Origin of the sequence: Paraburkholderia sp. RL17-380-BIE-A (assembly GCF_046028085.1) — a bacterium.
Lineage (GTDB): Bacteria > Pseudomonadota > Gammaproteobacteria > Burkholderiales > Burkholderiaceae > Paraburkholderia.
In genome coordinates, this window is record NZ_JARESQ010000004.1 from 250,339 (window position 1) to 274,752 (window position 24,414).

The window sequence follows — 24,414 nt, forward strand, 5'->3', positions numbered from 1 at the left end:
ATGCCGCGCAAAACCGATTCGCGACAGCGCACGAACGCATGCTGCCACTTGATTGAAACTGCCTAATGAACCGATAGAAAAAAATAGACGAGGCGCGCGAAGAATCACCACTCAGCATGGCGGCATGCGTCGGCACTCAGGGTAAAACAGGAGATGGAAAGTTTTGCGGCAGAACCCGCACAGAACGAACAACTAGAGAACAACGAAAAACAAAAAGGAAGGGTGACGAGCCTGACCCTCGGCACTGGTGGAAAACGGCTGTGGCTGCTTCGTTCCCGACCTGACCAGGTTGACCGCACCTCCATGCGAGGAGGCCCGTCACGAAACATTCTATCATCGCTTGGCCCGTCGCGCGACTGTTAATACGACCAAAGTGCGAATGGCGCGCTGAATCGCAATCTTCGCACCATATATAGACACCCCGGGCGCAGGTCGAGGCCGGCGCCGACAATGCCACTTGAGTTTGGCGCCCGGGCCACCACATAGGTGGCGTCATGGTCGATGAAACACGGTGGCACTTCATCGGCAGCCGTTGGCCCCGCTGCCCCTGATGAGTACTATCGCCCCCGGCAACGCATAGCGAATTAAGCTAAACTGCCATACGGATGACCCGCGAGAGCGAGCCTTCTGCATATTCCGTAACAGGTGTTCACCGTGCTCACCTTTTCCGGCGTGTGTCGGCAAGGCTTCGATTGCGGCAAAGCGAACGGAAGTTTCCTTAGGTTTAGACGTATCGTGGCGAGCAATTCAGGCGGGCCTCGAACCGATAGAGGTATTCATACAATGAGCGAACAAATCAAGCATATTAGCGACGCATCGTTCGAACAGGACGTCGTGAAATCCGATAAACCCGTGCTGCTCGATTTCTGGGCTGAATGGTGCGGCCCGTGCAAGATGATCGCGCCGATCCTCGACGAAGTCGCGAAGGATTACGCCGATCGCCTGCAAATCGCCAAGATCAACGTCGACGAGCACCAATCGACGCCGGTCAAGTTCGGCGTGCGCGGCATTCCTACGCTGATCCTCTTCAAGAACGGCGCTGTTGCCGCACAGAAAGTCGGCGCATTGTCGAAATCGCAACTCACCGCGTTCCTCGACGGCAACCTGTAAATGCGGCGCATCGGCACGCTCGGGGGCCTCTGAGGCCCGCGGGCGAGTCGCGTTGAGCGTGTTGTCAGCCGGCAACACGCTCAACAAGAAAGATGCCATGCCGTCGCACTGACGGAAATTGGCGTGTGCTATGCTAGAATCCGCAAAACGTCGAAAAGACGTGTAAGTCCTTGAGCGGTTCCGCTCACTCTCCTCCCAGATTTCATTTCGTCGCACCTTCTCCTGCGGGTTCTCCGTATGCATTTATCCGAGCTTAAGACTCTGCACGTGTCCGAATTGATCGAGATGGCCAATGGCCTCGAGATCGAAAGTGCGAACCGCCTGCGCAAGCAGGAATTGATGTTCGCCATTCTAAAAAAACGAGCCAAAACGGGCGACACGATCTTCGGCGACGGCACGCTCGAAGTGCTGCCGGACGGCTTCGGCTTCCTGCGTTCGCCGGAAACCTCGTACCTCGCCAGCACGGATGATATTTACATCAGCCCGTCGCAAATCCGCCGCTTCAACCTGCATACGGGCGACACGATCGAAGGCGAAGTACGCACGCCGAAAGACGGCGAACGCTATTTCGCGCTGGTGAAGGTGGACAAGGTCAACGGCCAGCCGCCGGAAGCCTCGAAGCACAAGATCATGTTCGAAAACCTGACGCCGCTGCACCCGAACAAGGTGCTGCTGCTCGAACGTGAAATGCGTGGCGAGGAAAACGTCACGGGCCGCATCATCGACATGATCGCGCCGATCGGCAAAGGCCAGCGCGGCCTGCTGGTCGCATCGCCGAAGTCGGGTAAGACCGTGATGCTTCAGCACATCGCTCACGCGATCAAGCAGAACCATCCGGATGTCGTGCTGTTCGTGCTGCTGATCGACGAACGCCCGGAAGAAGTGACCGAAATGCAGCGCTCGGTGGCGGGCGAAGTGATCGCCTCCACGTTCGACGAACCGGCTGCCCGTCACGTTCAAGTCGCCGAAATGGTGATCGAAAAAGCCAAGCGCCTCGTCGAAATGAAGAACGACGTGGTGATTCTGCTGGACTCGATCACGCGTCTCGCGCGCGCTTACAACACCGTCGTGCCGGCCTCGGGCAAGGTGCTGACGGGCGGTGTCGACGCCAACGCGCTGCAACGTCCGAAGCGCTTCTTCGGCGCCGCGCGCAATATCGAAGAAGGCGGCTCGCTGACCATCATCGGCACGGCGCTGATCGAAACCGGCAGCCGCATGGACGACGTGATTTACGAAGAATTCAAGGGCACCGGCAACATGGAAGTGCACCTGGAACGTCGCCTTGCTGAAAAGCGCGTTTATCCGTCGATCAACCTGAACAAGTCCGGCACGCGCCGCGAAGAATTGCTGATCAAGCCGGAAGTGCTGCAAAAGATCTGGGTGCTGCGCAAGTTCATTCACGACATGGACGAAGTCGAGTCGATGGAATTCCTGCTCGACAAGATCCGTCAGACGAAGAGCAACTCCGAGTTCTTCGACATGATGCGCCGTGGTGGTGGCAGCTAAAGCCTTGGGCTGATTTAGCCGCACTAGCCGCATCATCTGCATCGCATCAAAAGCCGCTCGCCGCAAACGAGCGGCTTTTTTTTGTCCGCCTTTCGCCGCTCCGGCGCGGCACACTCACCCAACCGGCTCTCGGCCATCAACCCCGCCGAGCCGGCCAACATGTACGTGAACGTACACGTTGAAGTACAATGCCAGCAGTCCGTCTTATTCACCACATGCCATGTCGAAGGACTCACCCACTCTGCTGACCGTGCGCGACGCCGCCGAACGCCTCGGCGTCACACCGCGTACGCTGAAATACTACGAGGAACGCGGCCTCGTCTCGCCCACGCGCAGCGAGGGCCGCTACCGGCTCTACGACGAGGAAGACCTTAAGCGCTTCGGCCGCATTCTGCGTTTGCGCTCGCTCGGTTTCTCGCTGCACGGCATTACCGAGATGCTCAAGCAACCGCTCGAACCCGTCGACGGTCGCCACCGCTACTCGACCGAATCGCTGCAGCAGATTCACGACGCCATCGCCCAACAGGTTAAAGCGCTCGACGCGCGCATCGAAAGCATGCGGCGCGAACTGAAGGAAGCGCAGAAGCTGCGCGCCGAACTGAGCCCCGACCTCGACTATCTCCGGCGGCGCCTCGCCGGCGAGAATGCCGACGCGTTGCTCGAGCAGCGCCGCAACGCACGCGCCAGGGGGAGCGGTACGCCGCACGCAAAGCGCGGCAAGACCCCGGGCGAATCCACGCCGGGCGACTCCTCGCCGGGCGAATCCTCATGAGTACGACGTCGTGCCGGACACCGCTGTTCAGTGTCGAGAAACTGCGCGGCGATTTCTTCCCCTGGGTGCTGGCCGTCGTCACCGGCCTCGACTATTTCGACAACTCGATCTTCTCGTTCTTCACGAGCTATATCGCCGGCGGCGTCAATGCATCGCCCGACGAACTCGTCTGGGCGTCGAGCGCCTATGCGGTCGCGGCGGTGCTGGGCATTTTGCAGCAGCAATGGTGGGTTGAGCGCTTCGGCTACCGGCGCTACGTGACCGGCTGCATGGTGTTCTATTGCGCCGGCGCGGTGGCAGCGGCGTTGTGCGAATCGTCGATCGAACTGGCGTTCGCGCGCGGCATGCAGGGCTATTTCATCGGGCCGATGATGGGCACCTGCCGCATCCTGATCCAGATGAGTTTCAAGCCGCAGCAGCGGCCCGCGGCCACCCGCGCGTTCCTCGTGCTGATCGTCCTGAGCAGTGCGCTCGCGCCGCTGATCGGCGGCCAGTTGATCGCGCATTTCGGCTGGCGCGCGCTGTTCGCGTGCACGGCGCCCGTGGGCTTGCTGTTCGCCGTTCTGGCCTTGCTCGCGCTGCCCGACTCCGGCAACCGCCTGCCCGAAGAACGCGGCGCCGCGCATTTCTGGCCGTACCTCATTTTCGCGTTCGCACAAGGCGCCCTGCAGATCGTGATGCAGCAGGTGCGCTTCCAGTTGTTCAGCGCCTCACCCGGGCTGATCCTGCTGACCGTCGCCGGGATCGTCGCGTTGGGCTGGTTCGCCTATCATCAGTGGCACCATCCGGCGCCGCTCGTGCGCCTCCATGCACTGCGCGAGAAGGTGTTTCAGGCCGGGCTCGTGCTCTACATGTTCTACTACTACATCTCGACCGTGTTCGGCTTTCTGATCTCGCGCTTTCTCGAAGGCGGTCTTGGCTATCCAGTCGAAAACACCGGGCAACTGGTCGGCGTGACGTCGCTGATTTCGGCGAGCGCTCTGTTCGTCTACCTGCGCTATGCGAAACTGCTGCCGCGCAAGAAGTGGATCATCGTGCCGGGTTTCGCGGTGGCCGCGTTCGCCGCGGCGTGGATGACGCGCATGTCGCCCGGCGTCGGCGAAGCGGCGTTGATCGTCCCGCTGTTGTTGCGCGGCCTGCTGCTGTTGTTCATCGTGCTGCCGGTGGCTAATCTGACTTTCCGAATTTTCGCCATTGAAGAATTCACGCACGGCTACCGGTTGAAAAACATCGTGCGGCAGGTGACGATCTCGTTCGCGACCGCTTCCATGATCATCGTCGAGCAGCATCGGCAGGCGCTGCATGAAACCCGCCTCGCGGAGTTCGTGAATCCGTACAATCCGCTATTCCAGAACTCGCTCGCCGCGCTCACGAGAGGCCTGGCCGCCGCCGGCCGCTCACCGTCCGAAGCGCACTCGCTGGCCATCGTGGAAATCAGCCGTACGGTCGCGCAACAGGCCAGCTTTCTCGCCTCGCTCGACGGCTTCTACTTCCTCGCCGGCGTGGCGATATGCGGCGGCATTTTCGCCGCGTGGCAAAAACAGATCGACTAGAGGTTGCATCAGGCCATGCTCTCGAAACTCACTCAATGGCTCGGCACACGACGGCGCGAGCGCGCGTTGCGCGACTACGCGATCGACGACTCGCTCTGGCAAGCCACGCTCGACGGCCTGCCGTTTCTCGCGCATCTCGATGCGCCAGACCTCGTGCGTCTGCGTGAACTGACGAGCCTGTTCCTTGCGCAAAAGGAATTTTCGACCGCGCACGAACTCGAGCTCACCGACGCAATGACCGTGGCGATTGCCGCTCAGGCGTGCCTGCCGGTGCTGAATCTGAGCCTCGATCTGTATCGCGGCTGGGTCGGTGTGATCGTCTATCCGGGCGAATTCGTGATCCGCAAGACCGTCGAGGACGAAGATGGCGTAGTGCACGAGGTCGAGCAGGACGCGAGCGGCGAAGCGTGGGAAGGCGGCCCCGTGGTGTTGTCATGGGAAGACGCGCAAATGACGGACGGCACGGACGCCTACAACGTCGTGATCCACGAATTCGCGCACAAGATCGACATGCTGAATGGCGAGGCGGACGGCCACCCGCCGCTGATGCGCCGCTGGCACGCGCCGCTCGATGCGCAGGCGTGGGCCGACGTATTCGACCATGCGTACGACCACTTCTGCGCAAAAGTCGACGCGGTGCCGGAGCGTCGCTGGGCGAGATTCGAGCGCGATTCGCTGATCGATCCGTATGCGGCGGACCATCCATCGGAATTTTTTGCCGTTTGCAGCGAGGCGCTGTTTGTCAAACCGCAGGCGTTCGAAGCCGAATATCCGGAGCTTTACCGGCTGCTGGCACGATACTACCGGCAAGATCCGGCGCGAGTCGGCGTGACGTTCCCTGCAGGCTGACGCGCAACGCCCGCCAGACAAGGCCCGGCCGCCGTAGCGCTCCACGGCCGCGATCCGGCAGGAACGCCGCGAAATCAGCGCACACGGCTCGCAAAAGGCTGGCACAAAAGTCGTCAAGCGACTGATTTTCTGGCATAATCGCCGTTTTTCGACCATAGGCAAGTGGCTCGCGCCTAGATGCGGTCCGTTCAAAGACGGTCGCACGCGGGTTGGCTACCGCCAGATTAAAGGAAAGACCATGAAAGAAGGCATTCACCCGGATTACCGCGAAGTTCTGTTCATCGACGTGTCGAACGACTTCAAGTTTGTGACGCGCTCGACAATCCAGACGCGTGAAACCGCCGAATTCGAAGGCAAGACCTACCCGCTCGCCAAGATCGAAGTGTCGTCGGAATCGCATCCGTTCTACACCGGTCAGCAAAAGATCATGGACACGGCAGGCCGCGTCGAGAAGTTCCGCAACAAGTTTGGCTCGCGCGCTACCGGCAAGGTCGCAGCGAAGTAATACCCGCCTCCTCGCCAGTTCAGCCGGCTCGGCCAATTCAGCCGGTCGGGCGAGCAGCGAAGCAGGAGCAAAAAGGGCAGCGCGAGCTGCCCTTTTTTGTCGCCTTGCCGATTCGTCGTCAATGGTCGAAAGCGAGAGCGGCGCACTGCCGAACCCGTGTTACCGCCTGTCGAATCACGTTGCGAGCCGTTACCGGCCGTGACGCGCATCGCACGGCACGACTACAATGCCGGATGCTCCAAATTGGCCATTCCAGCCGGACATGCCGTCCGGTCCCGGCTGCACCGCTTATCCGATATCCACACACCGCATGAGACCTGCCGTTCGCCTCACTGCCTCAGCGACCAGTGCGTTGCCGCGCTGGCTGCTGCTGACCATCTGTATCGTCTACGCATCGTTCGGACTGTTCGGCCGCGATCCGTGGAAGAACGAGGATGCAGCCGGCTTCGGCGTCATGTGGACCATGGCGAACGGCAGCGCGCACGACTGGCTTCTGCCGAATCTGGTCGGCAAATACCTCACTGAAGACGGCCCGCTCGGCTACTGGTTCGGCGCCAGTGCGATCCGCGCGCTCGCGCCGTGGGTCGATGCGAGCAACGCCTCGCGCGTCTTTACCGGCCTGCTGTTTTGCGCGGGCTGCGCGTTTGTCTGGTATGCGGCTTACCTGCTCGGCCGGCGCGCCGAAGTTCAGCCATTCAAATACGCATTCGGCGGCGAGCCGGAACCGCGCGACTACGGCCGCACCCTCGCCGACGGCGCGCTGCTGATCCTGCTCGCGTGCTTCGGCCTCGCCGAGCGCGGCCATGAAACCACGCCGCAGCTCGCGCAGTTCTGCGGCATCGCGATGCTCGTGTACGGGCTCGTGCGCATGATCGACAAGCCGATTCAAGGCGCGCTGATCTGGGGTCTCGCCATCGCGTTCGTGACCCTGGCCAGCAGCCCGGTGCTGGTCGGCGCGCTGCTGCTCGGCACGCTGGCGATGACCCTGATCGTGCGCGAAACGCGCTCGCGCTGGCTGCTGCTGGCGGGCCTGCCGGTGGCGCTCGTGCTGTCGGCAGCATGGCCGGTCGCCGCGCTCGCCACCTTCCCCGACGACGCCGTCTGGTATCTCAATCAGTGGGTGCACGTCAGCCTGAGTTCGTTCGCCGGGCCGCCGGGCTCAGTCGCCGGCTACGCGCTGAAAAACCTGCCGCTCTTCACGTGGCCGGCGTGGCCGCTGGCACTCTGGGCGTGGTTCAGCTGGTCCGGCCTGCGCCGCGCGCCGCATGTGGCGATTCCGCTTTCGGTGATCGGGCCGCTGTTCGTGCTGGTCGTTTTGCAAAGCCACCAGTCGAACCGGCTTTACATGCTGTTGCTGCCGCCGCTAGCCGTGCTGGCCGCGTTCGCGCTGCCTACGCTCAAGCGCGGCGCGATCAACGCGATCGACTGGTTCGCCCTCCTGAGCTTCACGATTCTCGGCAGCTTCGTGTGGCTGGTTTATATCGCGGGACTGACCGGTTTTCCGCATCCGCTCGCGCGCAACCTCGCGCGTCTCGCGCCGGGCTTCGCGCCGCAGTTCAAGATTCTGTCGTTTGTGTGCGCGGTCGCCGTGACAGTCTGCTGGTTCGTGCTGGTGCAATGGCGTCTTGCCCGTCACCCGAAAGTGTTGTGGCGCAGCGTGGTGCTCTCGAGCGCCGGCACCACCTTGATGTGGGTGTTGCTCATGACGCTGTGGCTGCCGGTCGTCAACTACAGCCGGACCTATAAAGACGTTGCCGAACAGATCTCCGCCCATCTGCCGGACGACTACACCTGCATTTCGCCGGTGCGCCTCGGCAATGCGCAGATCGCGACCTTTGCCTACTTCGGCGATATGCATTTTTCCTTCGACCAGGACTGCGACGTGATCCTGCGCCAGGATACGCAGGACTACGGCGAACCGAGCGCGATGTCCGACTTCGTCTGGAAGCTGGTGTGGGAAGGCCGCCGCGTGGCCGACCGCGACGAGCGCTTCCGCCTGTACGTGCGCATCGACCGTCCGAAGCCGCCAGTCGTCAAACGCCGTAACTGGCACAAGAAGTCCAACTGAGCATGCTCGCCGATGTACGGAAAATCGCCGCATTAGCATGGCCGGTCCTGATCGGCCAACTCGCGATTATCGCGTTCGGTGTGATCGACACGGCGATGGTCGGCCGTTTCTCGGCAGTCGATCTGGCCGCGCTCGGCCTCGGTTCATCGATCTATATTTCCGTCTACATCGGCCTGACGGGTATTCTCACCGCACTGCAGCCGATCACCGCGCAACTCTACGGCGCGCGCCGCTACAGCGAAATCGGCGAGGAAGTTCGCCAGGCCCTGTGGCTTGCGCTGGCGCTGACCGTGATCGGTTTCCTGATTCTGTTTTTTCCCGGCCCGGTGCTGCAACTGGCGCGCGTGCCCGACGCACTGCACGACCGCACGGTCGCCTATCTGCGGATTCTGGCCTTCGGCTTGCCGGCCGGTCTCGCCTTTCGTGTCTACAGTTCGGTCACCAATGCGGTCGGCAAGCCGCGGCTCGTGATGATCCTGCAAATCGGCGCGCTGTTGCTCAAGGTGCCGCTCAATACGTGGTTCATCTTCGGCGGGTTGGGCGTCCCGGCGCTGGGCGGCCCCGGGTGCGCGCTCGCCAGCACCTTGATCAACTGGGCGCTTGCCGTGCTCGGATTGATCCTGCTGACGCGCGTCGATGTATTCACACCGTTCGCCATCTTCTCGCGCTTCTGCTGGCCGGTCTGGCGGCGCCAGGCGGCGCAACTGCGGCTAGGCATTCCGATGGGCCTGTCGTACCTGATCGAAGTCACCTCTTACACGTTCATGGCGCTCTTCATCGCGCGCTTCGGCACGACGACGCTCGCCGGCCACCAGATCGCCGGCAATATCGGCGCGGTGCTGTACATGACACCGCTGTCGATCGGCATTGCTTCGTCGACGCTGGTCGCGCAGGCGCTCGGCGCGCATCGCCCGGAAGCGGCGCGCACGCTGTCGCGTCACGGCATCATGATGGCCGTGGCGATCGCCTGCTGTTACGGCGCGATCGTGCTGGCGCTGCGGCCTTATATCATCGAAGGCTATACGCCGAATGCGCAGGTCGTGGCCGCGGCGTTGCCGCTGGTGTTGATCGTCGCGTGCTATCACGTGTTCGATGCTTTGCAGATCACCACCGCGTTCGTGCTGCGCGCCTACAAAGTGGCGGTCGTGCCGACCGTGATCTACGCGGTAGCGCTGTGGGGCGTCGGGCTCGGTGGCGGCTATGCGCTCGGCTTCAACGTGACCGGCACAATGCCGGAATGGCTGACTGGCGCGCGCGGCTTCTGGGTGGCGAATACGCTGAGCCTGGCGATTGCCGGCATTGGCCTGCTGATTTACTGGCGGGTCGTGAGCAAACGGCATTTGCATGCCGATGCGGCGCTTCGGGTCGATTCGGCCGCGTGACAGGACGCTCGCAGGCCGTAAGATCGCGAGGCTTCTCGCTGCTGAACCTGTAGCGCACTGGTCGACCGCAAACGCGCTGTTGAGCGGGTTATCAATAATTGACTGTTAGTTGCGTTGCCAGCGCAAGAAAACGGCTGCGCAAAGCAGCCGCCTGCCCTACCCTTGGCATCGCCGCCCGCAGGCGCGAGCTCAACCAGCGAGCGCGTCTGCCTCCATCGCCTGCCCCGCCCTCACAGCTTGCGAGTTAGGCATCGTCCGATCATGCCGCTCGAAAATCTCATGCGCGGCGAACAGCGCATTCAGCGCCGCCGGAAAGCCCGCATAAAGCGCCATCTGCATGAACACCTCGACGATCTCCTCGCGCGTGCAGCCGACGTTCAACGCCGCCTCGATATGCACCTTCAACTGCGGCTGCGCGCAGCCTAGCGTGGCGAGCGACGCAATCGTCGCGATCTCTCGCGCGCGCAGATCGAGTTGCGGGCGGCTGTAAATATCGCCGAAGCCGAATTCGATCAGCAGACGCCCGAAATCCGGCGCGATCGGCGCGAGCGCGGCGATCACCTGCTCGCCGGCCGAGCCGTCGATTTCCTTCAGTTTGTCCCAGCCTCGGGTGTAGCGGTCGTTGTGTGCGTGGTCCATGGTGAGTCCTCTTCCGAATGTGAATGCGAGTGGGTTTCGCCGGTCTGTCGTGTCGAGCGATCCACGGCGGATGCACGCCCCGCCGCCTCGTAGTACGCAATCTTGTCGACGATCGCGCCGAGATTGACCTGCAACTCGGCGATCCGCGCCAAAACCGCATCCCGATGCGCCACCAGCATGTCACGGCGCGCGTCCACCGTCGGCTGGCCTTGCGCGCGCAGCGCCGCGAACGCCTGCATGCCGGCTATCGGCATGCCGGTAGCCTTGAGCCGCATCACGAACAGCAGCCAGTCGAGATCGGCCGGCGAATACAGGCGATGCCCCGCCTGCGTGCGCCCGACAGCGCGAATCAAGCCCGCCTGTTCGTAGTAGCGCAGCGTATGCGTCGAGACGCCGATCGTTTCAGCGACCTGCCCGATGGTGAGTGCTTTCGAGATATTCGACATGACGGAACTCAGGTTAGGACTTCGAGTGCACTCTAAGTCAAGCGCGGCATGCTGTCATTTGTCTGCGCTGTCATTTTTTATGGCGTGTGGATTTGATCGATAAACTCACCAGAGCCTAATCACCAGGCAAAAGGTTTAAATCTCGTTCACATTGATTTACTTGTCATGAATCGATCGGTATAAATCGTCCGCGTTCGCAAATAAGGGCGCGCAATTTGTTCTATGCTTAAGCGCAGCGCGTGCTACACAACGCGTCGTCCCCAGTCGTTACGAGTTGTCTCGAGTTGTCCCTTAGTGGCTAACTTTTTTTGCCCTCAATGGAGTGCTTGCCATGCTGAAGAAGCTTTTAATGCTTTGCCTTGCTTTGGCTTTGTCGCTGTCGGCCGGTTTTGCGGCGGCCGTCGAAGTGAACTCCGCCGATCAGGCGGCGCTCGAATCGGTCAAGGGTATCGGCCCGGTGCATGCGAAAGCGATCATCGACGAACGCACCAAGAACGGCCCGTTCAAGGACGCCGATGATCTCGCCACGCGCGTCAAAGGCATCGGCACCAAATCGGTGACCAACCTCGAAGCGGCCGGCCTGACGATCAACGGCTCGTCCACCCCGCCGACCGGCGCCAAACCCGCCACCAAGGCGGGCAGCACCGCCACAAGCAAGGCAGCGCCGGCCGCCACTACCGCGGCGCCAGCCACGGCCGCGACCACGACGCCCGCCGCACCAGCAGACGCTTCGGGTGCGAAGACGTCCAAGTCGAAGAAGAAGAGCAAGGCCGAGGCGGCAGCGGCTTCCGCGCCGGCCAGCGCGAGCGCGGCGGCGCCGGCTGACGCTTCCGACGCCAAGGCCTCGAAGAAGAAAGCGAAGAAGGGCAAGGCCGCATCGGCTGCGGCGGCCTCGGGTGGTGCCTGAACAGAACAGTTCGCGGACCGGACGCGCATGAGACGGAGTACGAAACAGGATTGAGCGTCGGCGGCGTAACGGGCTGCGTGCTTCGCGTGTGATCTCGTGCGACGAACCCACCGGCCCGTCCCGCCGCCTCCCGCCTTCCTTCCACGGCGCCGCGCAAACGCGCGGCGTTTTCACCCGCCGACCCGTCAAGCGCGTGTCGGCATTCAAGAGAGACCGTCATGAGCCTACTCGACACACTCGGTTCCCTGGTTGGCAAATCCCCCGAAGGCGGTGGCCAGCAAGCGCTGGTTGCTGCCGCACTCGAATTCGTGAATAACCAGCCGGGCGGCCTGAACGGCCTGATCGACCGTTTCAAGGAAAAAGGCCTCGGCGACGTGGTTGCCTCCTGGGTCAGCAACGGCGAGAACCAGCCGATCGCGGCCGATGCGCTGCACAGCGTGCTCGGCTCCGAGACCGTCACCAACCTCGCGGCAAAAGCCGGCGTGCAGCCGGATCAGGTCACCGGCCTGCTCTCGCAGATTCTGCCGCACGTCGTCAACGCGGCCACGCCGGAAGGCGAAGTGCCGGCCGAGGGCAAACTGAACGCCACCACTGTGCTCGGCGCGCTCGGCGGCCTGTCGGCGCTGTTCGGCAAGGGCAACGCTTAACCGCTGCTTAAACACACAGGCGTAAGCGCGCCGCACGCCACACGCCACGCAAGGCCGCCAGCGCAGTGCGGTCAGCGGGCAAAAAAAAACGTCAACGAAGTCACCTTCGTTGACGTTTTTTATTTCGACGGGAGCGGCTCGACCGCTGCCGCTCCGCCGTTCACAGAGCGCGTCTCGCTTAGTGCACGACGCGTTCGAACACCAGTTTGCCGTCTTCCAGTTCGACCGGAATCACGTCCTTCGGACCGAACTTGCCAGCCAGAATCAGCTTGGCGACCGGGTTCTCGATCTCCTGCTGGATGGCACGCTTCAGCGGCCGTGCACCGAACAGCGGATCGTAGCCGACCTTGCCCACGTGCTCGAGCGCCGCGTCCGACACCACCAGTTGCATGTCGAGCTTGGCAAGCCGCTCGTGCAGACGCTGCAACTGGATCCGCGCGATCGACTGGATGTTCGAACGGTCGAGCGCATGGAACACCACGACGTCGTCGATCCGGTTCAGAAACTCGGGCCGGAAGTGCAGCTTCACTTCTTCCCAGACCGCGTCCTTCACCGCCTCCTGCGGCTCGCCGACCATCGACTGGATCACCTGCGAGCCGAGGTTCGAGGTCATCACGATCACCGTGTTCTTGAAGTCCACGGTGCGGCCTTGGCCATCGGTCATGCGGCCGTCGTCGAGCACTTGCAGCAGCACGTTGAACACGTCCGGATGCGCCTTCTCGATTTCGTCGAGCAGGATCACGCTATACGGCTTGCGGCGCACGGCTTCGGTCAGATAGCCGCCCTCTTCGTAGCCGACGTATCCCGGCGGCGCGCCGATCAAACGTGCGACGCTGTGCTTCTCCATGAATTCGCTCATGTCGATACGGATCAGATGATCTTCCGAATCGAACAGGAACGACGCAAGCGCCTTGCACAGTTCGGTCTTGCCCACACCGGTCGGGCCGAGGAACAGGAACGAACCATACGGCCGGTTCGGATCCGACAGACCCGCGCGCGAGCGGCGGATCGCATCGGCCACCGCGCTGATCGCCTCGTCCTGGCCGACCACGCGCGCGTGCAGCTTCTCTTCGATCTGCAGCAGCTTTTCACGCTCGCCCTGCATCATGCGCGACACGGGAATGCCGGTGGAACGCGACACGACTTCAGCAATTTCTTCCGCTCCGACCTGCGTGCGCAGCAAACGCGGACGCGTCGGATTGTTCTGCTCTTTCGCCTCGGCCTGCGTCACTTCCTTCAACTGCGCTTCGAGACCCGGCAGCTTGCCGTACTGCAACTCGGCGACCTTCTCCAGCTTGCCTTCGCGTTGCAGGCGCGTGATTTCCGCGCGGGTTTTCTCGATCTCTTCCTTCAGTTGCGCGCTGCCCTGCACCGCGGCTTTTTCCGCGGTCCAGATTTCTTCGAGGTCCGAATATTCGCGATCCAGCCGCTCGATTTCCTCTTCGATCAGTTGCAGGCGCTTTTGCGACGCTTCGTCTTTTTCCTTCTTGACGGCTTCGCGCTCGATCTTCAACTGGATCAAACGACGGTCGAGCCGGTCCATCTCTTCCGGCTTCGAGTCGATTTCCATCTTGATCTTCGAAGCGGCTTCGTCGATCAGGTCGATAGCCTTGTCCGGCAGGAACCGATCCGTGATGTAACGATGCGACAGTTCAGCCGCCGCGACGATCGCCGGGTCGGTGATATCCACGCCGTGGTGCAGTTCGTACTTTTCCTGCAGACCGCGCAGGATTGCGATAGTGGCTTCCACCGTCGGCTCGTCGACCAGCACCTTCTGGAAGCGGCGTTCGAGCGCGGCATCCTTTTCGATGTACTTGCGGTATTCGTCGAGCGTGGTCGCGCCAACGCAATGCAGCTCACCGCGCGAGAGCGCTGGCTTCAGCATGTTGCCCGCGTCCATCGCGCCTTCGGCCTTGCCTGCGCCGACCATGGTGTGGATTTCGTCGATGAAGACGATGGTCTGGCCTTCGTCTTTCGCGATGTCGTTCAGCACGGCCTTCAAACGCTCTTCAAACTCACCGCGATACTTGGCGCCGGCCAGCAACGCCGCCATATCGAGTGACAGCACGCGCTTGCCCTTGAGCGTTTCCGGCACTTCGCCGTTGACGATACGCTGCGCCAGACCTTCGACGATCGCGGTCTTACCCACGCCCGGTTCGCCGATCAGCACGGGGTTGTTCTTGGTACGACGCTGCAGGATCTGGATCGAACGACGAATTTCGTCGTCGCGGCCGATCACCGGGTCGAGCTTGCCGGCCCGCGCGCGCTCGGTCAGGTCCACGGTGTATTTCTTCAGCGCTTCACGCTGGCTTTCGGCGTCCTGGCTATGCACTTGCGAGCCGCCGCGCACGGCGGCGATCGCGCTTTCCAGAGACTTGCGCGACAAGCCGTGCTGACGCGCGAGACGGCCAGCTTCGCCTTTGTCGTCCGCGACGGCGAGCAGGAACATCTCGCTCGCGATGAACGTGTCGTTGAGTTTTTGCGCTTCCTTATCGGCCTGGTTCAGCAAACCGGTCAGCTCGCGGCCGATCTGCACATTGCCGTCGGTGCCCTGCACTTGCGGCAGACGCGTGATCGCGTCGCCGAGCGCCGTTTGCAACGCCTGCACATGCACGCCGGCACGCGAGAGCAGCGAGCGTGCCGAACCATCCTGCTGCGCGACGAGCGCCGACAGGACGTGAACCGGTTCAATGTATTGATTGTCATGGCCGACGGCCAGACTCTGCGCATCCGCCAGGGCTTCCTGGAATTTAGTGGTAAGTTTGTCGATTCTCATCAAGAGACCTCCAATTTCGATTACCACCAAAATGAGGCGTTTTATCCAGGTTTCAAGCGCTTTTTTGCATCAGACAGCGAATATTTAACGTTTGGACGCAAGAGAACTGCCTCACCGTTTTCAGGCAAGCGGTGCGGAATTGCCACCGGCCGGCGCGACCGGCACGATCGGAATCACGCTGCTCAAGCCGAGCAGCGCGGACAGCGGGCCATGCGGCTGCGCCACCTCACCAATGGTATGTCGGTCCAGCTCGGAGAGAAAGGCATTACGCGCCGCTTCGAGCGCGCCACGCAACCGGCACTGCGGTGAAATGACGCAACTGCGGCGCTCACCTTGCTGGTCTGGAAAACAGCCGACGAGCGCAAAGTCGCTTTCGGTCGCGCGCACGATTTCGCCGACCGTCAGCGCGCTGGTTTGCTCGGTAAGCCGCAATCCGCCGTTGCGCCCGCGCACCGTTTCGATCCAGCCGAGTTCGCCGAGCTGCTGCACGACCTTCATCAAGTGGTTCTTGGAAATGCCGTACGCGTCCGAAATATCCTGGATCGTCGATAACCCTTCGCCGCGAACAGCGAGGTATAGCAAAACGCGTAGTGAGTAATCCGTATAGTCGGTCAGTCTCATAGGTGCAGGTATCACGATGAGCGCAAGCCGCGATCCGGGGATAACCGCGTCGATGCAAGGGTTGCCGTGGGCCGTCGCTTCGCCCTAAGATGCAGGCGCTACGCATATTTTCTTGTTCTGCGCAGATAGGCGGTGCGTATGTTTCGGCAGTAATGGTAACGTTTCCTGCGTGGGGCATTCTTACGAAAAGCGGGGTATTCGCGGCCTACTTCCTTTCGTTTGGACTCCGTTTGAGGCCATTCCTGACGTAGTGCGGCACCGTGTGGCGACGCACAATCGAGAACCGCACCTTTTGGAATTTGCATGAACCCGTCTTTTCCCGCCGCGCCGGTCGTTGAACGCGCCATCGAGCCCACCGAGGCGAATATCCGCGAACTGGTCTACGCCTTTTACGATCGCGTGCGCGCCGATGCGCTGCTGGGTCCGGTCTTCGACGCAACGCTCGCGGGCCGCTGGGACGATCACCTGCCCAAGATGTGCACCTTCTGGGGCAGCCTCGTGCTGGGCGCGAAGCAATATCGCGGCAACGTGCAGCAGGCGCATCAGCCGCTCGAGGGCATCGAGCCGCAGCACTTCAGCCGCTGGCTGTATCTGTTTCTGGACACGGTGCAGTCGCGTTATCAGCCCGCCGCCGCGGTCCGCTTCATGGAGCCGGCGCTGCGCATCGCGCAGAGTCTGCAGTTGAGCCGTTTCGGCTGGGATTACGAGATCCCGGAGGAACAACAGGCGCTGCTGGAACGCGTTGCGCCCAAACGTCGTCCGCACGATGTTGACGAGGCAGCTCACGCGGCGCGCCCGCCAGGTGAGCCGTTTCCAACGCGCATTGTCGGCCGGTCGCGGGACGAATGACGCAGACGCGCGCGAGGCTGCCGTTCTAAACCCGTGCAGCGGGCCGGCAGGCATCGGCCAAGCCTGAACCGTCAGGAGCGCCGGCGACCGGCGTGAGCGGCGTCAAAACGCTTGCTGTTCACAGACTCGCGGCCCCGCTGACACCCGGATTCCACCGGCGCGCACCCGCGCCTAGTCCTCGGACCGATTATCCGATTCGATACCCCAGCGGGCGAGCGCCGCGTCGTCGGTGACACGTGCATCGACCCAGCGCTCGCCAGCCTCGGTCTTTTCTTTCTTCCAGAACGGCGCTTGAGTCTTCAGATAATCCATCACGAATTCGCAGGATGCGAAGGCATCCCCGCGATGCGCGGCCGTCGTCGCCACCAGCACGATCTGGTCGAGCGGATACAGCTTGCCGACCCGATGCACGATCAACACCTCGGTGCCCGGCCAGCGTTCGCGCGCGCTGACGATGATCGCCTCCAGCGATTTTTCCGTCATGCCGGGATAGTGTTCGAGCTCCATCGTCTCGATCGCGCTGCCGTCGTTCAGATCGCGCACGGTGCCGACGAAGCAGGCGACCGCGCCGATTTTCGGATTGCGCGCGCGTAATCCGGCGACCTCGGCGGTGAGGTCGAAGTCTTCCGTCTGGACGCGAACGGGCATCTGGGCCTCCTAAGCAGTTGGGAGCGGCGCGGCGGATCAGCCGCCGGTAACGGGCGGAAAAAACGCGACTTCGCAGCCCTCGGTAACGCGAGTGCCCGCGCCGGTCATGACATGGTTGCAAGCCATGCGCAGCGCGCGGCCCTCGGCCAGGGTGTCGGACCAGATGCCGCCGCGCGCGCGCAGCCAGGCGCGCACGTCGCCGACGGTTGCAATGCCGTCGGGCAGATCGACGGTTTCGTCGGCCAGATCGAGCGCTTCACGCACGCTCGCAAAATATCGAAGTTGAATCTTCATCGGGATGCCACCGGCGACCGCCGGCCTCAGTTCAGCAGTTCGGAAAAAGGAAGGAAGCGCACCGTCTCGCCGGCGCTGATCGCGTGATTCGGCGGATTGTCGATCAGGCCATCGCCCCAAACGGTCGAGGTCAGCACGGCTGAACTCTGATTCGGGAACAGATCGAGCCCGCCCGCCGGGTTGATACGCGCGCGCAGGAATTCGTTGCGGCGGTCGGCCTTGCTCTGCGTGAAATCCGCGCGCAGCGACAGTGCTCGCGGCGCAACCGCCTGCACGCCGGCCAGACTCAGGATGAACGGGCGCACGAACAGCAGGAAGGTCGCGAAACTGGACACCGGGTTGCCCGGCAGGCCGATGAAAAAGGTTTCAGCCGAATCCGGCGCCGCCGCGGTTTCGTCACGCCGCGCGGCACGGCGCACCGCGCCGAAGGCGAGCGGCTTGCCCGGCTTCATGGCGATTTGCCACATCGCAAGACGCCCTTCTGCTTCCACAGCCGGCTTCACATGATCCTCTTCGCCCACCGACACGCCGCCGCAGGTGAGGATCAGGTCGTGTGCTTCGGCGGCTTCACGCAAGGTCGCGCGGGTCGCGTCGAGCTTATCGGCGACGATGCCGTAGTCGGTGACTTCGCAGCCGAGTTTTTCCAGCAGCCCACGTAGCGTGAACCGGTTCGAGTTGTAGATCGCGCCGGGCTTCAGCGGTTCGCCCGGCATGGTCAGTTCGTCGCCGGTGAAGAAGACGGCTACCTTGACGCGCCGCCGCACGACGAGTTCCGCGCACCCGACCGAGGCCGCAAGCCCCAACGCCTGAGGCGTGAGCCGCGTGCCCGCCGGAAGGATGACCGAGCCACTGCGGATATCCGCGCCCTGCACCGTAATCCATTCACCGGGCTGCGGGCTGTGCAGGATCGTGACTTCGGCGCCGCTGGCTTCGGTTTGCTCCTGCATCACGATCGCGTCGGCACCGGGCGGCACGGTGGCGCCGGTAAAGATACGCGCGGCCGTGCCGGGTGTCAGGGGCTCTGGCGCGTGGCCGGCCGGAATGCGTTGTGAAACCGGCAAGCGGCCGGTGGCTTGACCGGCCAGGTCCGCGCTGCGGATCGCGTAGCCGTCCATTGAACTGGTGTTCATCGGCGGGACGTCGAGCGGCGAGGTGACGTCGGCCGCGAGAACACGGTTCAGCGCATCCAGCGTGGGGATCGACTCTGTGCCGGCAATCGGGCTCGCTGCGCTGAGCAGGGTCGCCAAGGCTTCGGCGGTGGCAAGCATCGGCGCGCGGGGCGTGGGTGTGGACATCTCTGGTCTCGAAGCCGCAGGTTAAAAGAATATTGTAGCGGTCGAAGCAGGAAGTCTGGGCTAAGGGGCGTTATGAGCGGATTTCTGGTGTTTGAGCGCTTGCCGCGGGGTTTCGCGGCAAGCGCCTTTGACATGCGGCGCATGAAGCGCGCCGACAGACTGGGCGCGCCCCAGGCGGTGTGGCGCGTCACGGCAATGGCGGCTGACTTATGCGCTGAATCATGCGCCGCCTGATGTGCCAACTTACGCGCCTACCTTCGCGACGATAAAGTCCTTCACGCGCTGCGCGTCCGCCGGCAGTACTTCGAAACGCTGCGGCAGCGATTCGAGGCCCGAGAACGCCGCGGGCCGCTCCGGTTCGCGCAGCAGCGCTTCGCGAATCGTCTCGCCGAATTTGATCGGTTGCGCCGTCTCCAGCACGATCATTGGGATGCCCGGCTGCAAATGCTCGCGCGCGACCTTCAGGCCGTCGGCGGTGTGCGTGTCGATCATCGTGTCGTAACGCTCGAACACGTCGCGGATTGTCTCCACGCGCGATTCGTGGCTGCTGCGGCCCGACACGAAACCGAACTCCTGCACGCGCGCAAAGTCGCCGCTCGCGGCGAGGTCGAAGCCGCCCTTCTCTTCGACGTCACGGAACAGTTGCAGCACGCGCGCCGGATCGCGGCCAAGCAGATCGAACACGAAACGCTCGAAGTTCGAAGCCTTGGAAATATCCATGCTCGGGCTGCTGGTGTGATACGTCTCGGCCGCCTTGCGCACGCGGTAAATACCGGTGCGGAAGAACTCGTCGAGCACGTCGTTTTCGTTCGTCGCCACGACCAGCTTCTCGATCGGCAAACCCATCATGCGCGCGATGTGACCCGCGCACACATTGCCGAAATTGCCCGACGGCACTGTGAACGACACCCGCTCGTCGTTCGACTTCGTGGCCGCGAAGTAGCCCTTGAAGTAGTACACGACCTGCGCAACCACGCGCGCCCAGTTGATCGAGTTGACCGTGCCGATCTTGTACTTCGCCTTGAACGCGTGATCGTTCGAGACGGCCTTGACGATGTCCTGAGCGTCGTCGAACACGCCTTCCACCGCGATGTTGAAGATGTTCGGGTCCTGCAGGCTGTACATCTGCGCGGTCTGGAACGCGCTCATTTTCTTGTGCGGCGACAGCATGAACACGCTGATGCCCTTCTTGCCGCGCATCGCGTATTCCGCGGCGCTGCCGGTGTCGCCCGAGGTCGCGCCGAGAATGTTCAGCGTCTGGCCGTGCTTGGCGAGCGCGTATTCGAACAGGTTGCCGATCAACTGCATGGCCATGTCCTTGAACGCGAGCGTCGGCCCGTTCGACAGTTCCAGCAGCGACAGCGGCGCGCCCTCTTCAACGCCCAGCACCTTCAACGGCGTGATCTGCGCGGCGCTTTCGTCGTCGCGCACGTTGCAGTATGTTGCCGCCGTGTAGGTCTTGCGCGTGAGCGCGCGCAGGTCTTCGGCGGGAATGTCGTCGATGAATTTGGACAGGATCTCGAAGGCGAGGTCCGCGTACGGCAGCGTGCGCCAGCGCGTCAGTTCGTCAGTGGTGACGCGCGGATATTCGGCGGGCAGATACAGGCCGCCGTCTTTGGCGAGACCGCCCAGCAGGATGTCAGCAAAGGAGTGGTGCTCGCCGGCGCCGGCGCCGCGGGTGGACAGGTAGTTCATAGTTCGGCCTAGTTCAGCGCTTCCATGCGCAGCTTCGTGACTTGCGAGACAACGGTCTTCAGCGCTTCGATCGTTTTGATCGCGGCGTTGACGTGCTTTTCGACCGTTTCGTGCGTGATCAGGATGATGTCGGTTTCGCCCTTGCCGTTCGCGTCGACCTGCTCCGATTCCTTCTGCAGCAGCGCGTCGATCGAAATGCCGGTGTCGGCCAGAATGCGCGTGATGTCGGCCAGCACGCCGGTCACGTCCGCCACCCGCAGACGCAGGTAGTAGCCGCTCGTGACTTCGTCGATCGGCAGGATCGGGGTGCTCGACAGGCTGTCCGGCTGGAACGCCAGATGCGGCACGCGATGCTCCGGATCGGCCGTGTGCAGACGCGTCACGTCGACCAGATCGGCCACCACCGCGGAAGCCGTCGGCTCGGCGCCCGCGCCCTTGCCGTAGTAAAGCGTGGTGCCGACCGCGTCGCCATGCACGACGACCGCGTTCATTGCGCCTTCCACGTTCGCCAGCAGGCGCTTTTCCGGAATCAGCGTGGGATGCACGCGCAATTCGATGCCCTTGTCGGTGCGGCGCGTGATACCGAGCAGCTTGATGCGGTAGCCGAGTTCCTCGGCATATTTGATGTCGATCGCCGCGAGCTTGCTGATGCCTTCGACGTAAGCCTTGTCGAACTGCACCGGCACGCCGAACGCGATCGCGCTCATGATGGTCGCCTTGTGCGCGGCGTCCACGCCTTCGATGTCGAAGGTCGGGTCGGCTTCGGCGTAGCCGAGTTCCTGCGCGGCTTTCAGCGCGGTTGCGAAGTCGAGCCCGCGGTCGCGCATTTCCGAAAGAATGTAATTCGTGGTGCCGTTGATGATGCCCGCGATGTACTGGATTCGGTTGGCCGTCAGACCTTCGCGCAGCGCCTTGATGATCGGAATGCCGCCCGCCACCGCCGCCTCGAACGACACCATCACGCCGTTGGCGCGCGCCGCCTCGAAAATCTCCGTGCCGTGCACGGCCAGCAGCGCCTTGTTGGCGGTTACCACGTGCTTGCGGTTCTTGATTGCGCGCAGAACGAGGTCGCGCGCCACGCCCGTGCCGCCGATCATCTCGGCCACGATATCGATCGAGGGGTCGTCGACCACCGCGTTGAAGTCATCGGTCAGCGCCACCGTGCCGGCCTCAGTGCCGAGCGCGGCTGTCGCCTTGGCGGGATTGCGCACGGCAATGCGCGCGATCTCGATGCCGCGGCCCGCGCGGCGTTTGATTTCTTCCTGATTGCGACGCAGTACCGTGAAGGTGCCGCTGCCTACCGTGCCGAAGCCCAGCAGTCCAACTTTGATCGGTTCCATGCAGCGTGTGTTTTCGAGTAGGTGATTAAAAATAAACGGGTCGCGGGACTGGCGCGTTCCGCACGGCGCGGCGTCAGCCCGCATTGCCTGTGAGCGCGCCGCGCGTTGCGCCCTGGCGCCCTGGCGCCCTGGCGCCCTAGCGCCCTATTGTGCGCTAGGCCGTGTGACGTTTGCGGTAACCGTCGAGGAAACGCGCGATCCGGTTGATCGAATCCGCGAGGTCGTCCACGTTCGGCAGGAACACCACGCGGAAGTGATCCGGCGTTTTCCAGTTGAAGCCGGTGCCCTGCACGAGCAGCACGCGCTCTTCCAGCAAAAGGTCGAGGATGAACTGCTGGTCGTCCTGGATCGGATAGATCTTCGGGTCCAGCCGCGGGAACATGTACAGCGCCGCTTCGGGCTTCACGCAACTCACGCCGGGGATCGCCGTCAACATGTCATACGCGAGTTCGCGCTGTTTGTACAGGCGCCCGGTCGGCACGATCAGGTCGTTGATGCTCTGGTAGCCGCCGAGCGCGGTCTGGATCGCGTATTGGCCCGGCACGTTCGGGCACAGGCGCATGGAAGCCAGAATGCCGAGCCCTTCGAAGTAGTCTTTCGCGTGGCGGCGGTTCTCGCCGGCGGTCAGGCCTGAAATGAACATCCAGCCGGCGCGATAACCGCACGACCGGTAGCTCTTCGACAGGCTGTTGAACGTGACCGTGAGCACGTCTTCGGAGAGCGCCGCCATCGACGTGTGCTTCTTGCCGTCGTAGACGATCTTGTCGTAGACCTCGTCGGCGAAGATCACGAGGCCGTGCTGGCGGGCGATCTCGATCAGGCCGAGCAGCAGTTCGTCCGAATACAGCGCGCCGGTCGGGTTGTTCGGGTTGATGACCACGAGCGCGCGCGTATTCGGCGTGATTTTCGCGCGAATGTCGTCGAGGTCAGGCATCCAGCTATTCGATTCGTCGCAGATGTAGTGCACCGGCGTGCCGCCCGACAGGCTCACGCCGGCGGTCCACAGCGGATAGTCCGGCGCGGGCAGCAGCACCTCGTCGCCATCGTTCAGGAGGCCCTGAAGCGCCATCACGATCAGCTCGGACGCGCCGTTGCCGATATAGATGTCGTCCAGCTCGACCCCGTGCACGCCCTTTTGCTGCGTGTAATGCATGATCGCCTTGCGCGCGGCGAACACTCCCTTGGAGTCGGAATAACCCGACGAACCCGGCAGGTTCAGGATCATGTCCTGAATGATTTCGTCCGGCGCGTCGAAGCCGAACGGCGCGAGATTGCCGATGTTCAGCTTGATGATGCGGTGGCCCTCTTCCTCGAGCCGCTTCGCATGTTCGAGGACGGGCCCGCGAATGTCATAGCAGACATTCAACAACTTGTTGGATTTGAGTATCGGTTTCACGGCGGGCACTTCATCCTGGTTGATGGCTTGGGCAAACCGGCGCGCGCAAACAGCAAAATGGGCCGGGCGGGTTCGCCGATAGGGGGAATTCGGGCGCGGCACGACCGGCGACGGCAAGCGGCGACCGGCGCCACGCGAATCGGGCCGAATCTCAGCGCCGGTTCGTCTAGCCGTTGTCGCGTCGAGCTATCGTCGAGCCCTTGCGCAGGCCGCTTCGCGAACTCTTCTCGCGTTGACGCACGCAGACAGAACCGACGAACAGCGGCCGAAAGCGGGTAAAACCAAGGCGGGTAGCCGGTGGGCCGCACCCGCCGACTCAGCGCGGCTTGTGGCGGCATATGAGCGAGGGGCGCCGCAAGGCGGCTAAAAAGTTATAATTTAGCGGATTTTGGCCGACTTCCGCAATGCACCAACCGCATCGGCAAGCCTTTTCGGCCGCTTCTGCCCCATTCGCGTGCCCCATTCGCGTCGAATCGCCCCGCCTGGGCCCCGCCCGGTCAGGCCGTCAACACGCATGATGTCTCACGACGACTTCGGAAAACCAATTTGAAATTACATCAGGATTCGAGCGGCGCCCTCAATACCGTCACCGGCTACGGCGCCGACTATGTCGAAATCAATCTGGTGCGCCATTCGGGCAGCCTTCTCGTGCTGCCGGACGCACCGGTCATCCCTTGGCCCGTTTCCTCTTTCGAGCAGTTGAGCGCCGAGCACTTCGCCATGCTGGTCGACTCCGCGCCGGAAGTGGTCGTGTTCGGCAGCGGCGAGCGGCTGCGCTTTCCGCATCCGCGCCTGACAGCCGCGCTGACGGCGAGGCGCATCGGCGTCGAAACGATGGACTTCAAGGCCGCCTGCCGCACCTACAACATTCTGATGGCCGAGGGCCGCAAGGTCGCGGCCGCGTTGCTGATCGAAGCCTGAAACCGTGCCGCGAGGCCGCCCGGGAGCAATTCGCCGCAGCCTGCTGCGGACCTTGTTCGAGGCCTTGCGGCCTCGGCGCTGACTGCACGCCCTGGCCGCGTCAGGGGCGATAACGTACACTGCGCGCCATCGAACGAAGGCAGCACCGGCAGCCTGAGCGCGACCGCGCGTCGCGTCAGCGCCCCGTCGACGGAA

The 24,414-nt window shown here is 62.9% G+C and carries 21 protein-coding genes, 1 other RNA gene and 1 pseudogene; 12 read left to right on the plus strand and 11 right to left on the minus strand.

Annotated features, from left to right (window positions below; translation table 11 throughout):
• Positions 1–221: 221 nt before the first annotated feature.
• Positions 222–320: signal recognition particle sRNA small type (ffs, locus tag P0D68_RS08550), an RNA gene on the minus strand.
• A gap of 463 nt (positions 321–783) precedes the next feature.
• Here ffs and trxA point away from each other — a divergent pair.
• The 8 genes from trxA (at position 784) to P0D68_RS08590 (ending at position 9,745) form a co-directional block, all read left to right on the plus strand.
• Positions 784–1,110, plus strand: coding sequence for a thioredoxin TrxA (gene trxA, locus P0D68_RS08555; RefSeq protein ID WP_006048864.1), 327 nt, complete (start codon positions 784–786; stop codon positions 1,108–1,110).
• A 237-nt stretch (positions 1,111–1,347) separates the two neighbouring features.
• Positions 1,348–2,616, plus strand: a complete 1,269-nt coding sequence (gene rho / locus P0D68_RS08560) for a transcription termination factor Rho (protein ID WP_006048863.1) — start codon at positions 1,348–1,350, stop codon at positions 2,614–2,616.
• 220 nt (positions 2,617–2,836) lie between these two features.
• Positions 2,837–3,388: a MerR family transcriptional regulator gene (locus tag P0D68_RS08565; RefSeq protein ID WP_408293326.1), complete on the plus strand. Its 552-nt coding sequence runs from the start codon at positions 2,837–2,839 to the stop codon at positions 3,386–3,388.
• Positions 3,385–4,941 carry an MFS transporter gene (locus tag P0D68_RS08570; protein ID WP_091794516.1) on the plus strand — a complete coding sequence of 519 codons (1,557 nt, stop codon included), beginning with the start codon at positions 3,385–3,387 and terminating at the stop codon, positions 4,939–4,941. The genes P0D68_RS08565 and P0D68_RS08570 overlap by 4 nt, the downstream gene beginning before the upstream one ends.
• A gap of 15 nt (positions 4,942–4,956) precedes the next feature.
• On the plus strand, positions 4,957–5,790 hold the full coding sequence (locus P0D68_RS08575; protein WP_408183214.1) for a M90 family metallopeptidase: 834 nt from the start codon (positions 4,957–4,959) through the stop codon (positions 5,788–5,790).
• 238 nt (positions 5,791–6,028) lie between these two features.
• Positions 6,029–6,295 (plus strand): type B 50S ribosomal protein L31, encoded by a 267-nt coding sequence (locus P0D68_RS08580; RefSeq protein ID WP_007182076.1) that lies wholly within the window; start codon positions 6,029–6,031, stop codon positions 6,293–6,295.
• Positions 6,296–6,605: 310 nt separating this feature from the next.
• Entirely contained in the window at positions 6,606–8,363 is a 1,758-nt protein-coding gene (locus P0D68_RS08585; protein WP_408183211.1) for an ArnT family glycosyltransferase, read from the plus strand.
• Between the two features lie 2 nt (positions 8,364–8,365).
• Complete coding sequence (locus P0D68_RS08590) at positions 8,366–9,745, plus strand: MATE family efflux transporter (protein ID WP_408468277.1); 1,380 nt, start codon at positions 8,366–8,368, stop codon at positions 9,743–9,745.
• A gap of 189 nt (positions 9,746–9,934) precedes the next feature.
• Here the strand turns inward: P0D68_RS08590 and P0D68_RS08595 are convergent, their stop codons facing one another.
• Positions 9,935–10,384, minus strand: a complete 450-nt coding sequence (locus tag P0D68_RS08595; RefSeq protein ID WP_408183206.1) for a carboxymuconolactone decarboxylase family protein — start codon at positions 10,382–10,384, stop codon at positions 9,935–9,937.
• The gene (locus tag P0D68_RS08600; RefSeq protein ID WP_091794527.1) at positions 10,336–10,830 is read right to left on the minus strand and encodes a MerR family transcriptional regulator; all 495 of its coding nucleotides are present in this window, start codon (positions 10,828–10,830) and stop codon (positions 10,336–10,338) included. Before P0D68_RS08600 ends, P0D68_RS08595 begins: the two co-directional genes overlap by 49 nt.
• A 331-nt stretch (positions 10,831–11,161) precedes the next feature.
• Here P0D68_RS08600 and P0D68_RS08605 point away from each other — a divergent pair, with 331 nt between their 5' ends.
• Together P0D68_RS08605 and P0D68_RS08610 are read left to right on the plus strand one after the other, a co-directional pair.
• Positions 11,162–11,737: a ComEA family DNA-binding protein gene (locus P0D68_RS08605; RefSeq protein ID WP_408293335.1), complete on the plus strand. Its 576-nt coding sequence runs from the start codon at positions 11,162–11,164 to the stop codon at positions 11,735–11,737.
• A 194-nt stretch (positions 11,738–11,931) separates the two neighbouring features.
• A pseudogene (locus P0D68_RS08610) lies at positions 11,932–12,384 on the plus strand (YidB family protein); the annotation flags it as partial.
• A gap of 178 nt (positions 12,385–12,562) precedes the next feature.
• Here P0D68_RS08610 and clpB read toward each other — a convergent pair.
• Positions 12,563–15,160 (minus strand): ATP-dependent chaperone ClpB, encoded by a 2,598-nt coding sequence (clpB, locus tag P0D68_RS08615; RefSeq protein WP_091794533.1) that lies wholly within the window; start codon positions 15,158–15,160, stop codon positions 12,563–12,565.
• A gap of 120 nt (positions 15,161–15,280) precedes the next feature.
• On the minus strand, positions 15,281–15,781 hold the full coding sequence (locus P0D68_RS08620) for an Rrf2 family transcriptional regulator (RefSeq protein WP_408183199.1): 501 nt from the start codon (positions 15,779–15,781) through the stop codon (positions 15,281–15,283).
• A 303-nt stretch (positions 15,782–16,084) separates the two neighbouring features.
• On the opposite strand from P0D68_RS08620, the gene P0D68_RS08625 reads away from it, so the two are divergent.
• The gene (locus tag P0D68_RS08625; RefSeq protein ID WP_408293339.1) at positions 16,085–16,630 is read left to right on the plus strand and encodes a group III truncated hemoglobin; all 546 of its coding nucleotides are present in this window, start codon (positions 16,085–16,087) and stop codon (positions 16,628–16,630) included.
• A gap of 171 nt (positions 16,631–16,801) precedes the next feature.
• Here P0D68_RS08625 and P0D68_RS08630 read toward each other — a convergent pair whose 3' ends face one another.
• The 6 genes from P0D68_RS08630 to P0D68_RS08655 form a co-directional block, all read right to left on the minus strand.
• Positions 16,802–17,278 (minus strand): molybdenum cofactor biosynthesis protein MoaE, encoded by a 477-nt coding sequence (locus P0D68_RS08630; protein ID WP_408183194.1) that lies wholly within the window; start codon positions 17,276–17,278, stop codon positions 16,802–16,804.
• Between the two features lie 36 nt (positions 17,279–17,314).
• Positions 17,315–17,572, minus strand: coding sequence for a molybdopterin converting factor subunit 1 (gene moaD, locus P0D68_RS08635; RefSeq protein WP_091794541.1), 258 nt, complete (start codon positions 17,570–17,572; stop codon positions 17,315–17,317).
• A 26-nt stretch (positions 17,573–17,598) separates the two neighbouring features.
• Positions 17,599–18,840, minus strand: coding sequence for a molybdopterin molybdotransferase MoeA (locus P0D68_RS08640; protein ID WP_408293639.1), 1,242 nt, complete (start codon positions 18,838–18,840; stop codon positions 17,599–17,601).
• Positions 18,841–19,110: 270 nt separating this feature from the next.
• The gene (gene thrC / locus P0D68_RS08645) at positions 19,111–20,562 is read right to left on the minus strand and encodes a threonine synthase (RefSeq protein WP_091794543.1); all 1,452 of its coding nucleotides are present in this window, start codon (positions 20,560–20,562) and stop codon (positions 19,111–19,113) included.
• Positions 20,563–20,570: 8 nt separating this feature from the next.
• Complete coding sequence (locus P0D68_RS08650; protein WP_091794545.1) at positions 20,571–21,902, minus strand: homoserine dehydrogenase; 1,332 nt, start codon at positions 21,900–21,902, stop codon at positions 20,571–20,573.
• A gap of 154 nt (positions 21,903–22,056) precedes the next feature.
• Complete coding sequence (locus P0D68_RS08655; protein ID WP_091794547.1) at positions 22,057–23,307, minus strand: pyridoxal phosphate-dependent aminotransferase; 1,251 nt, start codon at positions 23,305–23,307, stop codon at positions 22,057–22,059.
• 537 nt (positions 23,308–23,844) lie between these two features.
• Between P0D68_RS08655 and P0D68_RS08660 the strand changes: the two genes are divergently transcribed.
• On the plus strand, positions 23,845–24,219 hold the full coding sequence (locus P0D68_RS08660) for an Mth938-like domain-containing protein (RefSeq protein ID WP_091794548.1): 375 nt from the start codon (positions 23,845–23,847) through the stop codon (positions 24,217–24,219).
• Positions 24,220–24,414: the final 195 nt, after the last annotated feature.

Coding starts and splice junctions, on each gene's coding strand:
- P0D68_RS08620 (WP_408183199.1), bottom strand. CDS start 15,781: ATGAGACTGACCGACTATACGGATTACTCACTACGCGTTTTGCTATAC.
- P0D68_RS08580 (WP_007182076.1), top strand. CDS start 6,029: ATGAAAGAAGGCATTCACCCGGATTACCGCGAAGTTCTGTTCATCGAC.
- rho (WP_006048863.1), top strand. CDS start 1,348: ATGCATTTATCCGAGCTTAAGACTCTGCACGTGTCCGAATTGATCGAG.
- P0D68_RS08605 (WP_408293335.1), top strand. CDS start 11,162: ATGCTGAAGAAGCTTTTAATGCTTTGCCTTGCTTTGGCTTTGTCGCTG.
- P0D68_RS08640 (WP_408293639.1), bottom strand. CDS start 18,840: ATGCTTGCCACCGCCGAAGCCTTGGCGACCCTGCTCAGCGCAGCGAGC.
- trxA (WP_006048864.1), top strand. CDS start 784: ATGAGCGAACAAATCAAGCATATTAGCGACGCATCGTTCGAACAGGAC.
- P0D68_RS08595 (WP_408183206.1), bottom strand. CDS start 10,384: ATGGACCACGCACACAACGACCGCTACACCCGAGGCTGGGACAAACTG.
- P0D68_RS08575 (WP_408183214.1), top strand. CDS start 4,957: ATGCTCTCGAAACTCACTCAATGGCTCGGCACACGACGGCGCGAGCGC.
- P0D68_RS08650 (WP_091794545.1), bottom strand. CDS start 21,902: ATGGAACCGATCAAAGTTGGACTGCTGGGCTTCGGCACGGTAGGCAGC.
- P0D68_RS08570 (WP_091794516.1), top strand. CDS start 3,385: ATGAGTACGACGTCGTGCCGGACACCGCTGTTCAGTGTCGAGAAACTG.
- thrC (WP_091794543.1), bottom strand. CDS start 20,562: ATGAACTACCTGTCCACCCGCGGCGCCGGCGCCGGCGAGCACCACTCC.
- P0D68_RS08600 (WP_091794527.1), bottom strand. CDS start 10,830: ATGTCGAATATCTCGAAAGCACTCACCATCGGGCAGGTCGCTGAAACG.
- P0D68_RS08630 (WP_408183194.1), bottom strand. CDS start 17,278: ATGCCCGTTCGCGTCCAGACGGAAGACTTCGACCTCACCGCCGAGGTC.
- P0D68_RS08585 (WP_408183211.1), top strand. CDS start 6,606: ATGAGACCTGCCGTTCGCCTCACTGCCTCAGCGACCAGTGCGTTGCCG.
- P0D68_RS08625 (WP_408293339.1), top strand. CDS start 16,085: ATGAACCCGTCTTTTCCCGCCGCGCCGGTCGTTGAACGCGCCATCGAG.
- clpB (WP_091794533.1), bottom strand. CDS start 15,160: ATGAGAATCGACAAACTTACCACTAAATTCCAGGAAGCCCTGGCGGAT.
- moaD (WP_091794541.1), bottom strand. CDS start 17,572: ATGAAGATTCAACTTCGATATTTTGCGAGCGTGCGTGAAGCGCTCGAT.
- P0D68_RS08565 (WP_408293326.1), top strand. CDS start 2,837: ATGTCGAAGGACTCACCCACTCTGCTGACCGTGCGCGACGCCGCCGAA.
- P0D68_RS08590 (WP_408468277.1), top strand. CDS start 8,366: ATGCTCGCCGATGTACGGAAAATCGCCGCATTAGCATGGCCGGTCCTG.